Here is a 14,781-nt window from a genome sequence, read left to right as displayed (position 1 = left end):
TGTATAAAATTATGTGATGAACTATCCGCCGGCGCCTGGCTGGGATGAGTCCACGCATATAATTTCCCTTGGTTAGCACTGCATATGATTCTTCACTTGGCCCGTTCAACGCAGGGAGAACTTTATTTTTCGAACAAACTGCCTCTTACCTCTCCCGGGCCTCCGGCTTCAGGCAAAATAAACGCAAATTTTGTTGTTGTTAATGTTCTCAATGGGGATATCCATCCCGTAGACCTGCTTCAGCACCGGCGTATCGATGATCTCGTCAGCCGTTCCTTCCTTCACGACTCTGCCGTTCTTCAGCGCGACGATGTCGTCCGAATAGACGGAGGCAAAATTGATGTCATGAATGACGATAATGACCGTCTTACCCAGCTCATCCACCATCCGCCGCAGCACCTTCATGATCTGCACCGAGTGCTTCATGTCCAGGTTGTTCAGCGGTTCATCCAGCAGCACGTAGTCGGTGTTCTGGGCAATGACCATGGCGATAAAGGCCCGCTGCTGCTGCCCACCGCTCAGCCGGTCCAGGTACTGGTCCTGCAGATCGCCGAGCTCCATATAATCGATGGCTTCCTGAACGTATTTCCAGTCCTCCGGCTTCAGCCGGCCCTGCGAGTATGGGAACCGCCCGAAGCTTACCAGTTCCTTGACCGTCAAGCGGACGTTAATATGATTGGACTGCTTCAGAATCGAGATCTTCTTGGCGAGTTCGCTGCTCTTGCAGCGGTCCACCCGCTCCCCTTCGATCAGGATTTCACCGCCGTCACAGGAAATGAGGCGGCTGATCATGGAGAGAAGCGTGCTTTTGCCCGCCCCGTTGGCACCGATAAAGGAGGTGATTTTCCCTTTGGCGATGTTCACCGAGACGTTGTCGACCACTGTTTTGCCGCCATATAGTTTGGAAACCCCTTTAACCTCGATCACGATGATTTACTCCCCTTTAGCAAAAGATAGATAAAGTACGCGCCGCCGACCATATTGATGATGACGCTCAGCGTCGTGGAGAAGGTAAACACCCGCTCCACCAGCAGCTGCCCGCCTACAAGGGCGACGATGCTGATCAGCACCGCAGCCGGAATCAGCATCGTGTGTCGGTAGGTCCGCATCAGCTGATAGGCCACGTTCGCCACGAGCAACCCCAGGAAGGTGATCGGCCCGACGAGCGCCGTCGCGATGGAAATGAGCACCGCCACAACAATGAGCAGCCTTTTCACCACCCGGTCGTAATCGACGCCCAGATTGACGGCGTGATCCCTTCCCATAGCAATAACATCGAGATACTTGGTATAGCGCGTAAAATAGGCGGTCACCAGCACGATCCCTGCCGCCGACACCAGCAGCAGATCCGTATTGACGTTGTTGAAGCTGGCGAACATTTTATCCTGGACGATTTGGAACTCGTTCGGATCGATGAGCACCTCCATAAAGGAGGACAGGCTCTGAAACAATGTGCCGAAGATCAGACCGAGCAGAAGTAGAAAGTAAATGTTCTGGCCTTCCCTTTTAAACAGGAGCTTGTAGAACACCACCGAGAACGCGGCCATCATACCGACGGAGATGAGAAAATTCACGTTTTTGCCCATCGCCGTCAGGCTGATTGAGCCGAACACATAGACCATGAAGGTCTGAAACAGCATATAAAGGGAATCCAGCCCCATAATGCTCGGTGTCAAAATGCGGTTGTTGGTAATCGTCTGGAACACGACCGTCGAGAAGGCGATCGCTCCGCCGGTCAGGACCATGGCCAGCACTTTTTTGCCTCTGCGCGGAAGGATATAATCCCAGTTGCCCCCGGACTGGATCACCATAAAGACAGCAATCAGGACAAGTGCGATGACGGTTAGAACGATCAGCTTGGTCAGGTTGGATTTGCTCATGTATAAGCCCTTCTTCTCAGCAGTAAATAGATAAAGATCGCGCTGCCAATCACCCCGACGGTGACGCCGATGGAGATTTCATACGGAAAGATGATGACCCGGCCCAGAATGTCGCAGAACAGCACGAACACGGCTCCCAGCAGTGCGGTATGTAGCAGGCTTTTCTTCAGATGATCCCCCAGATACATCGTGACGATGTTCGGAACGACCAGGCCCAGAAAAGGAATCATGCCCACGGTTAAAATCACGACCGATGAAATAGCGGCGACGATGACCAGTCCGATATTGACGACGGCCTTATAGTTAAGCCCCAAGTTCACCGCGAACTCCTCCCCCATGCCCGCAATTGTAAAGCGGTTCGCGAACAGATAGGCGATGATCAGGAGCGGAATGCTGATGTACAGCATCTCGTATCGGCCCTTGAGGATCATGGAAAAGTCGCCCTGCAGCCAGGAGGACATGTTCTGGATCAGATCGTTTTTATAGGCAAAAAACGTCGTGACCGAGCTGACAATGTTGCCGAACATGAGTCCCACAAGCGGAATGAAAATCGCGTCCTTGTATTTGACCTTATCCAGGATCCGCATAAAGATCATCGTTCCCAGCAGGGCAAAAACGAAGGCCACCAGCATTTTCACCAGCGGCGCCGCGTTACCAAACACCATGAGGGCCACCAAAATGCCGAACCTTGCCGAGTCCATCGTTCCGGCCGTCGTCGGCGACACGAACTTGTTTCTCGTCAGCTGCTGCATGATCAGGCCGATAATGCTCATGCTCGTGCCGGCAATGATAATGCTGATCAGGCGCGGCAGGCGGCTGATCCAGAGCACCTGCTTCTGTTCGGCTGTGAGATGAAACAGATCCAGCGGGGAAATATCCTTCACCCCGATAAACAAAGAAGCGGCTGAGAATACGATAAGCAGGATCCACAGCGTCCACAGGTAAGTGTTTTTCATGGCTATCCAACGCTTTCTTTAGTCTGGCCAGTCATTGAAAATAATGAAAATATTCCGAAAAAGCATATGTCACTCTCGATCTAATTAATAATGATATTCATTCTCAATTAACTGACTTAGTTATTATTCTAACAGCTGACCGGTTTTTGTCAAACGTTTCTGGGTATTTTTATTCTTCTGCCTTCTTCCCGCAGGATGAATGCAGGCCGCCCGGAGTGGTCATAGTAACAGGGAATGCCGACTGCAAACACAAGGAGGTTGAACAGCCATGGACAGCACGCACGAGTATGTGGAGAAGCTCCACGATACCCAGGAAAAAGCCCGCAAACACAAGGATGGCATCAGCAAAGGAGCCAGCGCAAAGCTTCCGACCAAGCAGCATGGCACGAAGAAATAACCGCAAACCTTAAAAATGGGCATTTCCCTTTCGACCGAAGGGGAAGTGTCCTTTTTATTTGAAGATATATGAAAGTATAAGCTCCAGAGAGTGCTCCTCCTTATATCGCAAGATAGGCGTTTTTCTTATTATTCAGGGATTTTCGCAAAGTTTCTGCAATCTCCAAGACCAAAGTCCAGTTTGATCCTAGTCCAGAGACAGTTTCTGGATGGCCTGCCGCTCCGTTAGAATGAACGAAAGCATGAGACGGCATCGGCCTCAGGTTGGATTTGACTGCAGGCGGCGAAGGCCGGTAAGGAGAGAAACTATGGAGTGGATCATCCATCTGTTTGAACAATACGGGTATATGGTGCTGTTTGGTGGCCTTTTCGCCGAATCGTTGGCAATTCCCTTCCCGGGAGAGCTGGCCATGGCCATCTCCGGCCATATGTCGACGCTGGGGAGCTTTCACCTGCTGCAAATTATTTTGTATTCGTATATCGGCGCCATCGTCGGCACGACGGTGACGTATATTATCGGGTATCGTATGGGAACGCCCTTCTTTGAAAAATACGGCAAGTACGTCCTCCTGAACCCGGCCCGGATCGCCAAAATTACCGGCTGGTTCGACCGGTACGGCACCAAGCTCATTCTGATCTGTTACTTCGTGCCTGGACTCCGGCATTTTACCGGATACGTGTCCGGCGTGCTCCGGATCAATGTCCGGACCTTCTTTATCTATAACTACATCGGCGGACTCGCCTGGGTCATCGTCTATGTCATGATCGGCAGACTGGTCGGCTCGAAGATCGAGCAGTTCCTGCATTTGATTTCCCAGTATTCGCTTGCCGCGATCCTGGTGGCTGCTGCGGTCCTCGTTCTCGTCGTGTACCTAAAGCGGAGAAAAAAATCTGCAGTCCCCCGGGTCAAAGCCGAAGTGCGGCAGGAGGACTAAGGGCAAGCGCACACGAACGAGCAGCTAACAGCTGTGGGACAGCCGACGCCCGATGACCGCACGCCTAGCACTGGCTATCGTCTAGAACGTCAAAAGCCGCCCCCGGTGCTTGCCCGGGGAGCGGCTTGTAACAAACGCTTTACACTTTATTTGACGGCGCCCTGTGTCACGCCGTTGATGATCCATTTTTGCGCGAACAGGTAGATGATGATCATCGGCAGCATCGCCATCAGATACGAAGCGAAGGCCAGGTTGTAGTCCGTGTTAAACTGTCCCTGGAAAATGTACTGCACGAGCGGCAGCGTATAGCTCGACTGGTCGCTGATGATGATCAGCGGGAGCAGGAAGTCGTTGTAGGTCGACAGGCAGATCAGGATGCCGACGGTGGCGTTGATCGGCGCCATCAGCGGGAAGATGATCCGCCAGAACGTGCCCCACGTCGTTGCCCCGTCCACCGTGGCAGCCTCCTCGAGCGCCGTCGGGATCGAGCGGATGTAGCCGACGTAGACGAAGACGTTAAAGGCCAGCGCATACACCGTATGCAGAATCGTCAGGCCGACCAGATTGGTCATGTGCAGCGCCGACGCCAGCTTGACGATCGGCAGCATGATGATCGGGAACGGAATGAACATCGCGCTGATGAAGTAGAAGTACAGCCCTTTGAAGAACTTCCGGTGCATATTCCGGGCGATGGCGTACGCCACGAGCGAGTTGGTGAGCAGCGTCAGCACCACCGTGGAGATCGTAACGAGCGCGCTGTTGCGGAATGCGCGGAAGAAGTTGGTCATTTTCACCGCGTTCGAGAAGTTTTCCCAGTGAAACGTCGTCGGAATCGCGAAGACCGACCGTGTCATCTCCTCGGGATTTTTCAGCGCAATGGTCAAGGTCATGTACAGCGGGAACAAAATCAGCAGCGTCCCCAGGGCAATCAGGATCATGACGGCCCAGTTCGTTTTCGTTCTCATTACATATCGCTCTCCCTTCCTTGAAGAAATTTAAGCTGCAGGATGGAGATGATCGCAATGACGATAAAATAAATGACCGAGTTGGCAGACTGGTAGGCGAACTCGCCTCCCTGGAACCCGCCGATGTAGATCAGGTGCGAAATGGACTGTGTCGCCCGGCCGGGCCCGCCATTGGTCAAGGCGACGATCTGGTCGAAGACCATCAGCGAGTTTTTCATCGCCAGCACCATATTGATCGTGAAAAACGGGGAAATGAGCGGAAAGGTAATTCTCCAGAATTCCTGCCAGCGGCTGGCCCCGTCCAAATTTGAAGCTTCATACAGCGAAGCCGGGATGGTCTGGAGTCCCGCCAGATACAGAATCGTATTAAACGCAATCCCCTGCCATACCGCCACGATGACGACCCCGATCCAGGCCAGATTTTCGTTGCCCAGTATGTTCGTTGAGAACGCATGGATGCCCAGGTTCTGCCCCCAGATCGTAAAGACGTTGGAGAACAGGTAGTTGAAAATGTAACCGACGATCAGCACGCTCAAAATGTTCGGCAAAAAGTAAATGCCGCGGAAGAAGTTGCGCGCCTTGATCCGCGCGTTCAGGCCAAGGGCGATCAGCAGACTGAGCACATTGATCAGAATGGTGACGACAATGGCGAACTTGAAGGTGAACAGATAGGCGTTCCCCACGTTGCTGTCCGTAAAGAGGTTTGCGTAGTTGCGGAACCCGATAAAGTCGTAATGTTTACCGAACCCGTTCCAGTTCGTGAACGAATAGTAAATGCCCTGCAGGGCGGGCAGTGTCATAAATACGAAGAACAGTACGACCGCCGGCACGGTCATCCAATAAAACGCCGTAAGTCGCTTGGACATCCCTTCATCCTCCTCTTTTAGTCATGATGTTATTTCCGGCTCTGGACTTTGTCCCACTCGGTATCGAGCGTTTTCAGGTAGGCGTCGATATTCCGGTTTTGCAGAAATCCCTGAACGATCGAGTTCAGCTGCACGGCGGCCGGGATATAGTGGTCGGCAAAATCGACGACTCGGCCCGCCTTGAAATAAGGCTGCAGCTCGGCAACCGCTGGGTCGTCCTGCGTCACACCTTTAACGGCCGAGAACGCGGTCTGCTCTTTGATGTACTGGCCGATGTTGTCCGGCTCGAGGAGAAAAGCGATGAATTCCTCCGCTTCTTTTTTATGCTTGGTGCTCTCGGAGATGGTCAGCAGCGTGTCCACCCCGGAGATCAGCTTGTTCTTGTCCGGGTCGTTTCCGGTCGGGAACGGGAAGAAGCCGATATTCGCGTTCGGGTTCGATTTCCGGATTTCCGGAATGGCCCAGCTTCCCTGGATATACATGGCCGATTCCCCGCGCGCAAAAGCACGATTGCCGTCCGCGTACGTTTTCCCGAAGTTGTCCCCATGTCCGTAATCGAGCAGCTTCAGCTGCTTCTCCGCCACCTCGCGGAATTTCTCCTGGAAGGTCACCTGATTTTCACGGCGCTGCTTGAAGAAATCGATGCCGACCAGGTTGGGTGCCAGCGCATTAAACGGCAGGTTCGTCTGCCAGTCGTCCTTGTATGTAAAATAAAACGGAATGATGCCGCTGTCCTTCACCTTTTGGGCAGTCGCAATCAGCTCATCCCACGTTTTCGGAACGCTCAGCCCCAGCTTCTTGAAGATGTCCTTGTTGTACATAATGCCGTTGGCGTTGGTTGCGTAAGGGATGCCGGTAATTTTACTCAGCCCCGTTACGTCCTTGAGCATTTTTATGTAGTTCGGATCAATGGATTCGACCAGCTTGCTCTGGGTCAGATCGGCGAAAATATCGCTCTGCGCCAGGATCGAATACGTGTCGGTCGCGCCCATGCCGATGACGTCAGGAATGTCGTTCTTGACGACCCTTGTCTTCAAGACCGTTTCGGCATCCGGCGGATTCACCTGGGTGACCTGAATCCCGGGGTGCGAAGCGTTGAACTTGGCCACCAGCTTATCAAAGGAGCCTTTGGCCTCCGGTTTGTTTTGAAAAAACTCCAGCTTGACCTTCCCGGCGTTCTCCCCGTTGTTCCCGCAGGCCGTCAGCATCGACGCGAGCAGCAGGCAGGCCAGAAGGATTCTTCCCATTTTCATGCGAAACCCCCCATATCGAAATTCTTGATGTTGAATTTTCACTAAAATTACCCGATTTTGTCGAAAAATAAACAAGCCGCCAAGCATGAAGCCTGCAGCGAACATGCGAATGCAGCGCCGTCTTCCCGGCGAAGTAAAAAAGCAGCCCCCTGACGGAAAGGCTGCTTTTTGCATGGCTGGGCCGAAGCGCGCTTATTTTTTGGCGGCCAACCACTGGGCTACGCCTTGAATGTCAGCATCGGACAGTTGGCCTTTGAAAGCCGGCATGCCGCCGCGGCCGTTCGATACGATCCCGGCGATTTCGTCCGCGGAGTATTTGGCTCCGACCTTTTGCAGGTTCGGTCCTAAAGCGCCTTCGAGGTTGTTGCCGTGGCAGCTGACACAGTTCGCTTTAAAGGTCGCTTCCCCGTTGCCGGCTGCTGCATTGCCGCCGGTTTGACCGGTTGTTGCACCCGTATTCCCGGCGTTGTTATTGGCTGCGCCCTGATTGTTGTTATTGTCGCTGCTTTTACCGCAGGCGGACAGGGAAAGAACGAGCAGCAAGCTCAGGAAAATGATCGATTTTTTCATTGGGGGTGTCTCCCTTCAACTTTTTCAAATTTGCCTCAATACAGCTACGATGCCCCAGCAATAAGCTTTTCATGTACGCGGATTATCGTGATTTCTCGGATTTGCGGTTTTTTCGCCTTGGCGTGGCATGTGCATAATATACCCAGCAAAGGGGAACATATCCCTCAAGGAGGAATGCAACCATGGCAGAACAACAAAAGGAACAACCACCAAGCGGGTCCAGGCGCCAGTTCCTGAAATATTCAGGGACGGCGATCGGCGGTCTGGTCGTCGGGGGCGTGATCGGCGGAGCCATTACCGGCGGCTTCAACAAGAAAAAGCCGGCTGCGAATGCGCCGACATCGCCGCAAACCGGAACGCAGCCTGCTGCAGATTATAACCATGCGACCATGTACTTCAACCAGCGCCAGCTGCAAATTACACAGGCAGCGACAGAGCGCATTTTCCCTAAGGACGATAACGGTCCTGGAGCCAACGATTTGGGTGTTGCTTACTACATCGACCACCAGTTAGCCGGTCACTGGGGCTTCAATGCCCGCGAATACCGCATGGGGCCTTTTGTTAAAGGGGAAGCCACACAGGGCGACTATCAGAGCATTAACCGTAACGAGGTCTTCCTGCTCGGGCTTACCGCCATTGACAATGCAAGCCAGAAAAAGTACCAAAAGGGGTTTACCGACCTTGCCGACGAAGAAAAAGACGCCATTCTGACTTCGCTCGAAAAGGGTGACATTGAAGTGATTAACGGCATCACCGGCAAAAGCTTCTTCGATCTGCTTCGCAATATGACGCTGGAAGGCGTATATGCGGACCCGCTCTATGGCGGCAACGTCAACATGGAGGGCTGGAAGATGCGGAACTATCCGGGCAACCAGATGTCCTATGCCAAAATTGTCGGTGAGGACGCTTTTGCAAAAACAGATCCGCTCAGCCTGCATGACCATTTGGCCACACATTAATTTTTACATGCTGACAGAGAAGGAGAGTTATCCATGGCTACGAAATTGCCAAGAGTCCCGGTATTGATCGTCGGGATGGGATGGATCGGTGGCATTATCGCCGCTGAATTAAGCAAACAGGGAATCAAGGTCGTCGGCCTGGAACGCGGTAAACCCCGTTCCACCGAGGATTATTACATGGTCCATGACGAGCTCCGTTACGCCCAGCGCTATGAACTGATGCAGGATTTGTCCAAGGAAACGATCACCTTTCGGAACACGTCGAAAATGACCGCCCTGCCGATGCGCCAGTACGGCGCCTTCCTGCTCGGGGAAGGCCTCGGAGGCGCAGGCATCCACTGGAATGGACAAACGTACCGGTTTCTGCCGTACGATTTCGAGATCCGGAGCAAAACGATCGAGCGCTATGGGAAGAAAAAAATTCCGGATGGCATGACCATTCAGGACTGGGGCATTACATACGACGAGCTGGAGCCCTATTTCTACAAGTTCGAAGAGGTCGCAGGCATCTCCGGGGAACAAGAACAGACGCCGATGGTCGGCAAGCGCTCCAAACCGTTCCCGACCAAGCCGATGATCAAGACGCCGATGATCAAAATGTTCGAGGAAGCGACCAAAAAACTGGGCTACCATCCGTATATGATGCCGTCGGCCAACCTGTCCGAGCAGTATACGAACCCGGACGGCATTACCCGCGCCCCTTGCCAGTACTGCGGCTATTGCGAGCGCTTCGGCTGCGAATACGGCGCCAAGGCCGATCCGGTCGTGACCGTGCTTCCGGTCGCACAGAAATCGGGTCATTTCGAGCTGCGTGAGTATGCCAACGTGACGGATATTTTGCATGACGGGAAAAAGGCCACCGGCGTGAAATACGTCAACCCGTTGACCGGCCAGGAATATGAGCAGCCGGCAGACGTCGTCATTCTGGCGAGCTACGTGTTCAACAACGTCCGGCTGCTGCTGACGTCCAAGCTCGGCAAGCCGTACGATCCGAATACGGGAACAGGCGTCGTGGGCAAAAACTACGCTTACCAAACGAATGGCGGGTCGGCGACGGGATTTTATGACGACCAGCAGTTCAACCTGTTTGCCGGAGCCGGCGCGCTTGGCATGGAGATCCCGGACTTCAACGGCGACAACTTTGACCACAGCGATCTGAATTTCATCCACGGTGCCGGCATCCGGATTTCGCAAACCGGGCTCCGCCCGATCGCGAACAATTCGGTTCCGAAAGGGACGCCAACGTGGGGCAAAGACTTTAAAGCGACCTCGCTGAAATACGCGAACAACTACTTGACCGTGGCGGCGCAGGGATCGAGCATGCCTTGGAGGCATCACTATCTCGATCTGGATCCGACCTACAAGGATGCTTACGGTAAACCGCTGGTCCGGATCACGTTCGACTTTGAGGAGCAGGACCGGCAGATGATCGCCTTCATGGCAGGTAAAACCGAAGCCATCATGAAGGAAATGAAGCCTTCGTCCATCGGCTCCTCCAAAGAGCTGGGGCCGTTCAATATCGTGCCGTATCAATCCACGCACAACACCGGCGGCGCGATAATGGGATCCGACCCTTCGACTTCGGTCGTCAACAACTATCTCCAAATGTGGGATGCCGAAAACGTGTTTGTCGTCGGCGCATCCGCCTTCCCGCATAACAGCGGTTATAACCCGACGGGTACCGTTGGCGCCCTCGCTTACCGGGCTGCGGAAGGCATTGCGAAGTATTTGAAATCAGGCGGATCTCTCGTTTAAGCGAAAACACCGCCTGGGGGCAAGGAAAAAGCGGAGGGAATCAAATGGATCAAGACAACTGGATTGTTCATGTCGCCGAGGCGCGAAAGCGGCTGATCATCGTCGGCATCTGCTTCATCGTGACGTTTGCCGCCGGATTGTACGCCGCCCCCGGCATCCTGCTCTACCTCAAGTCTCAGCCTTTGGCGGAGCCGATCGCCTGGAACGTGTTTTCCTTTACGGACGGCATTCTGATCTACATGAAGTGCGCGCTGATCTTCGCGCTCATGTTCACGGTTCCCGTCCTGCTGTACCAGCTATGGGCTTTTGTGAAGCCGGGGCTCACGGAGCATGAGGCGAAGAGCGCGTTCCCCTTCATTCCGGTCGCATTCATGCTTTTTCTGGCCGGGCTGTCGTTCAGCTATTACGTCGTGTTTCCGATGATGCTGAAGTTCATGAAGCGCATGAACCAAACGATCGGGGCGATCGAAACGTACGGGATTGACCGGTACTTCGGGTTCCTGTTCGATCTGGTCATCCCGATGGCCATCGCCTTCGAGCTTCCAGTGGTCATTCTGTTCCTGACCCGAATCGGAATCCTGACGCCCGATACGCTGAAAAAGACGCGCAAATACGCGTACCTAGGGCTGGCGATCCTCGGCTCCTGTATTTCGCCGCCGGATTTCGTCTCGCACCTGTCCGTCACCATTCCGCTCATCCTGCTGTTCGAGATCAGCGTTTACGTATCCGGCCGCCAGTGGCGGAAAATGCAGTCCAGCCCGTCCGGCAGCTAGGTCGCTGCATTCCCGCCATCCGGTTGCTGGGCTACTGCAGTTCCTGCTCATTAGCAGCTGCACAATCCCAAAGTCTGGCAACTGCAGCAGTTCAATCCGTCTGGCAGCCAGGAAATTGCACTCTCCGTCTATCCGAGACCGCATCAGTTCCGTAGTCCGGCAACTCGGGGTTGCAGTCCTGACCATATGACAGCCGCCATCCGTCCAGCGTTCAGTCATCTGGGGCTAGGACGTTAATCCAGAAAAGAGGTGTACATGCTATGCTGAACAACATTGGTGTATCCGGCCTGGTCATTATTTTGGCCATCGCCCTCGTCCTCTTCGGGCCATCGAAGCTCCCGCAGCTCGGAAGAGCGTTCGGGGACACGCTCCGCGAGTTCCGGAGCTCCACACGCGGAATCGTCGAGGAAGAAGAGACTTCCTCCGAGTCTTCGGTGAAGCAGCTTGTCGAGAAGCGCTAATATGCCCAACGCAACGCCTATTAAACCGATAAAAAGCAGCCTCCCCTATGGGGAATGGCTGCTTTTTCAATGAGGGTCCCTTCGATGGGGACTCTTTTTGGCTCTTCAATGGGACCCTCTGAAGAGACTAGTTGCTTATTAATGAGGGTTCATTTCCGGGGACCCCTGCACGACTCACTTCTATGTGCCCTTCGCTTACTTTATAAGAATAAAGAGGGGGGTATACGAAAATCGTCCTTTTCTAGTGTACATTTCTCTATTTTGTCCCACAAAAGAAAGACACGGCACTTATATTCTCCAGCCCTCGAATCAAAGAGGATACCTCTATATTTAGTGTTAAAACTCACGGACAATCTATATCTAGAAATTTACGATGGACCAAAGGTATGGTACTAGTGTCCACCTTTTAAAAGACAAAAACGAGGTTTGTTCGTTGTCAGTAGACAAATCCAGCCTAATTGGGACCAGCAAGAGGGCGTAAGGGCCCAAACCGTTCTTTTCTCCCGTTGTTCTCCTGGTTTTAAATTCACCAACTGCTCCCTTGCACTCCACAATTCACAAGCCAATCAACTGCTCCACGGCACTCCAAAAATCTCAAGTCAATCAGCCTTTTCTCCGGCACTGTTCAGATTTCAAAACCACCAACACTTTTCCTGATCTCAAAACCACTAACTGCTCCTGACAATCACAAATCCCAAATCAATCAGCTTTTCTCCGGCACTGTTCAGATCTCAAACCACCAACACTTTTCCTCCTGATCTCAAACCCACTAACTGCTCTCAACAATCAAAAATCCCAAATCAATCAGCCTTTTCTCCGGCACTGTTCAGATCTCAAACCAGCAACACTTTTCCTCCTGATCTCAAACCCACTAACTGCTCTCAACAATCACAAATCCCAAATCAATCAGCCTTTTCTCCGGTACTGTTCAGATCTCAAACCACCAACACTTTTCCTCCTGATCTCAAACCCACTAACTGCTCTCAACAATCACAAATCCCAAATCAATCAGCCTTTTCGCTGGTACTGTTCAGATCTCAAACCACCAACACTTTTCCTCCTGATCTCAAACCCACTAACTGCTCTCAACAATCACAAATCCCAAATCAATCAGCCTTTTCGCTGGTACTGTTCAGATCTCAAACCACCAACACTTTTCCTCCTGATCTCAAACCCACTAACTGCTCTCAACAATCACAAATCCCAAATCAATCAGCCTTTTCGCTGGTACTGTTCAGATCTCAAACCACCAACACTTTTCCTCCTGATCTCAAACCCACTAACTGCTCTCAACAATCACAAATCCCAAATCAATCAGCCTTTTCGCTGGTACTGTTCAGATCTCAAACCACCAACACTTTTCCTCCTGATCTCAAACCCACTAACTGCTCTCAACAATCACAAATCCCAAATCAATCAGCCTTTTCGCTGGTACTGTTCAGATCTCAAACCACCAACACTTTTCCTCCTGATCTCAAACCCACTAACTGCTCTCAACAATCACAAATCCCAAATCAATCAGCCTTTTCGCTGGTACTGTTCAGATCTCAAACCACCAACACTTTTCCTCCTGATCTCAAACCCACTAACTGCTCTCAACAATCACAAATCCCAAATCAATCAGCCTTTTCTCGTCTCAAAACCACTACCTGCTCCCCGACACTCTCGATTTTGAAATAGCAATCGCACTTCCTCTGTCCTCATATAATGGACATATCTTTGTTTTGTTTTATAAAAGGAGGACACGACACTATATTTCTTCTACGGGCGGTTGGATAGAAATTTTTCCTATATTTTGTGTTATTATTTATGTTCAAATCAATATATGGGGTTGTGACTGAGGACAAAGATATGGTGTTAGTGTCCACCATTTAAAAGACAAAATCGAAATTTGTTCGTTACGAGTGAACAAACACTATGAAAATAAAAATTTAGGTTTTGTTCATTGTCAGTAAACAAACATCTTGAAAGATACAATCTGAATGTGTTCGTTGTCACGGAACAAATACCGTGAAAGATACGATTTGAATGTGTTGGCTGTCAGTGAACAAACACCTAGATACACATCGAAATGTGTTTGTTGTCAGTGAACAAACTCCTTTAAACTCTACGATCTGAATGTGTTCGATCTGGTTAAGACAAATTCAATAGAATCGTGAACAAGCTCCGGGAGCGCAAGCCGACCCATTATTCTCCTGCGCTCTCCAGGTTTTTGAACTGGCTCTCGAACATCCGGGCGTAGAAGCCCTGGCGCCCGATCAATTCGTCGTGGCTGCCCTGCTCCACGATCTCACCATGATCGATGACCATGATGTTGTCGGCGTCCCGGATCGTGTTGAGCCGATGCGCGATAATGAAGGTCGTACGATCCTTCATGATTTGGAGCAGCGCATCCTGGATATGCAGCTCGGTTCGCGTGTCGATACTGCTCGTTGCCTCGTCGAGGATGAGGATCGATGGTTTTGCCAGAATGACGCGGGTGATGGCCAGCAGCTGGCGCTGACCCTGGCTGAGATTACCGCCGTTCTCCGACAGCTCCGTCTCATAGCCGTCCGGCAGGCGGCGGATGAATACGTCGGCGTTCGCCATCACGGCGGCTTCGCGGATTTCCTCATCCGTCGCGTCAGGCTTGCCGTACTTGATGTTTTCCTTGATCGTGCCGGAGAACAGGTACGTGTCCTGCAGCACGATCCCGAATGTGCGGCGGAGGCTGTCGCGGGTGTAATGGCGGATATCGACGCCGTCGATCCGGATGGAACCCCCCGTCACGTCGTAGAACCGTGTCAGCAGATTGACGATCGTCGTCTTGCCCGCCCCTGTCGGCCCCACCAAGGCCGTACTGGTCCCCGGCCTCGATTCGAAGCTGACCCTTTTCAGGATCGGCACCTCTGGCCGGTACCCGAAGCTTACGTCCTCGAATACGACGTGGCCTTTGGTGCGATCGAGCCGTACCGCATCCGGCAAATCGTCCGGCTCCTCCCGCTCGTCCAGCACCTCGAACACCCGCTCTGC

14 protein-coding genes are annotated in these 14,781 nt (G+C 52.4%); 6 read left to right on the top strand and 8 right to left on the bottom strand.

Annotated elements, in window-relative coordinates:
- Positions 1 to 168: 168 nt before the first annotated feature.
- Genes BCV73_RS30555 through BCV73_RS30545 form a run of 3 tightly spaced genes read right to left on the bottom strand, consistent with a single transcriptional unit; the run spans position 169 to position 2,836 of the window.
- Positions 169 to 927, bottom strand: coding sequence for an iron ABC transporter ATP-binding protein (locus BCV73_RS30555; protein WP_089549638.1), 759 nt, complete (start codon positions 925 to 927; stop codon positions 169 to 171).
- Complete coding sequence (locus tag BCV73_RS30550; RefSeq protein ID WP_089549637.1) at positions 924 to 1,880, bottom strand: iron chelate uptake ABC transporter family permease subunit; 957 nt, start codon at positions 1,878 to 1,880, stop codon at positions 924 to 926. The genes BCV73_RS30555 and BCV73_RS30550 overlap by 4 nt, the downstream gene beginning before the upstream one ends.
- The gene (locus BCV73_RS30545) at positions 1,877 to 2,836 is read right to left on the bottom strand and encodes an ABC transporter permease (RefSeq protein ID WP_089549636.1); all 960 of its coding nucleotides are present in this window, start codon (positions 2,834 to 2,836) and stop codon (positions 1,877 to 1,879) included. The genes BCV73_RS30550 and BCV73_RS30545 overlap by 4 nt, the downstream gene beginning before the upstream one ends.
- Before the next feature lie 268 nt (positions 2,837 to 3,104).
- Here BCV73_RS30545 and BCV73_RS30540 point away from each other — a divergent pair, with 268 nt between their 5' ends.
- Together BCV73_RS30540 and BCV73_RS30535 are read left to right on the top strand one after the other, a co-directional pair.
- Positions 3,105 to 3,233, top strand: a complete 129-nt coding sequence (locus tag BCV73_RS30540; protein WP_076171988.1) for a DUF4023 family protein — start codon at positions 3,105 to 3,107, stop codon at positions 3,231 to 3,233.
- Positions 3,234 to 3,540: 307 nt separating this feature from the next.
- A complete protein-coding gene (locus BCV73_RS30535) occupies positions 3,541 to 4,167 on the top strand; it encodes a DedA family protein (RefSeq protein ID WP_076171991.1) in 627 nt (208 codons plus the stop codon).
- Between the two features lie 146 nt (positions 4,168 to 4,313).
- On the opposite strand, the gene BCV73_RS30530 is transcribed toward BCV73_RS30535, so the two are convergent.
- The 4 genes from BCV73_RS30530 to BCV73_RS30515 all read right to left on the bottom strand — a co-directional run bounded on the left by BCV73_RS30530 (position 4,314) and on the right by BCV73_RS30515 (position 7,821).
- Complete coding sequence (locus tag BCV73_RS30530) at positions 4,314 to 5,132, bottom strand: carbohydrate ABC transporter permease (protein ID WP_089549635.1); 819 nt, start codon at positions 5,130 to 5,132, stop codon at positions 4,314 to 4,316.
- Positions 5,132 to 5,998, bottom strand: a complete 867-nt coding sequence (locus tag BCV73_RS30525; protein WP_089549634.1) for a carbohydrate ABC transporter permease — start codon at positions 5,996 to 5,998, stop codon at positions 5,132 to 5,134. The genes BCV73_RS30530 and BCV73_RS30525 overlap by 1 nt, the downstream gene beginning before the upstream one ends.
- 29 nt (positions 5,999 to 6,027) lie before the next feature.
- Positions 6,028 to 7,251, bottom strand: coding sequence for an ABC transporter substrate-binding protein (locus BCV73_RS30520; RefSeq protein ID WP_089549633.1), 1,224 nt, complete (start codon positions 7,249 to 7,251; stop codon positions 6,028 to 6,030).
- A 192-nt stretch (positions 7,252 to 7,443) separates the two neighbouring features.
- Positions 7,444 to 7,821, bottom strand: a complete 378-nt coding sequence (locus BCV73_RS30515; RefSeq protein ID WP_089549632.1) for a c-type cytochrome — start codon at positions 7,819 to 7,821, stop codon at positions 7,444 to 7,446.
- Positions 7,822 to 8,003: 182 nt separating this feature from the next.
- Between BCV73_RS30515 and BCV73_RS30510 the strand changes: the two genes are divergently transcribed.
- The 4 genes from BCV73_RS30510 (at position 8,004) to BCV73_RS30495 (ending at position 11,769) form a co-directional block, all read left to right on the top strand.
- The gene (locus tag BCV73_RS30510) at positions 8,004 to 8,780 is read left to right on the top strand and encodes a gluconate 2-dehydrogenase subunit 3 family protein (protein WP_076172005.1); all 777 of its coding nucleotides are present in this window, start codon (positions 8,004 to 8,006) and stop codon (positions 8,778 to 8,780) included.
- Between the two features lie 33 nt (positions 8,781 to 8,813).
- Positions 8,814 to 10,535 (top strand): GMC family oxidoreductase, encoded by a 1,722-nt coding sequence (locus BCV73_RS30505; protein WP_076172008.1) that lies wholly within the window; start codon positions 8,814 to 8,816, stop codon positions 10,533 to 10,535.
- Between the two features lie 44 nt (positions 10,536 to 10,579).
- Positions 10,580 to 11,308, top strand: coding sequence for a twin-arginine translocase subunit TatC (gene tatC / locus BCV73_RS30500; protein WP_089549631.1), 729 nt, complete (start codon positions 10,580 to 10,582; stop codon positions 11,306 to 11,308).
- Between the two features lie 260 nt (positions 11,309 to 11,568).
- On the top strand, positions 11,569 to 11,769 hold the full coding sequence (locus tag BCV73_RS30495) for a twin-arginine translocase TatA/TatE family subunit (RefSeq protein ID WP_076172013.1): 201 nt from the start codon (positions 11,569 to 11,571) through the stop codon (positions 11,767 to 11,769).
- A gap of 2,187 nt (positions 11,770 to 13,956) precedes the next feature.
- Here BCV73_RS30495 and BCV73_RS36000 read toward each other — a convergent pair.
- Positions 13,957 to 14,781: ABC transporter ATP-binding protein (locus BCV73_RS36000; protein ID WP_256993053.1), on the bottom strand; the 825-nt coding region annotated here is incomplete at its 5' end.

It is taken from the genome of Paenibacillus sp. SSG-1 (assembly GCF_002224835.1).
GTDB classification, from domain to species: domain Bacteria; phylum Bacillota; class Bacilli; order Paenibacillales; family Paenibacillaceae; genus Paenibacillus_AQ; species Paenibacillus_AQ favisporus.
The sequence above is the reverse complement of the archived record's forward strand: the minus strand, read 5'-3'. Positions and strand labels throughout refer to the sequence as shown.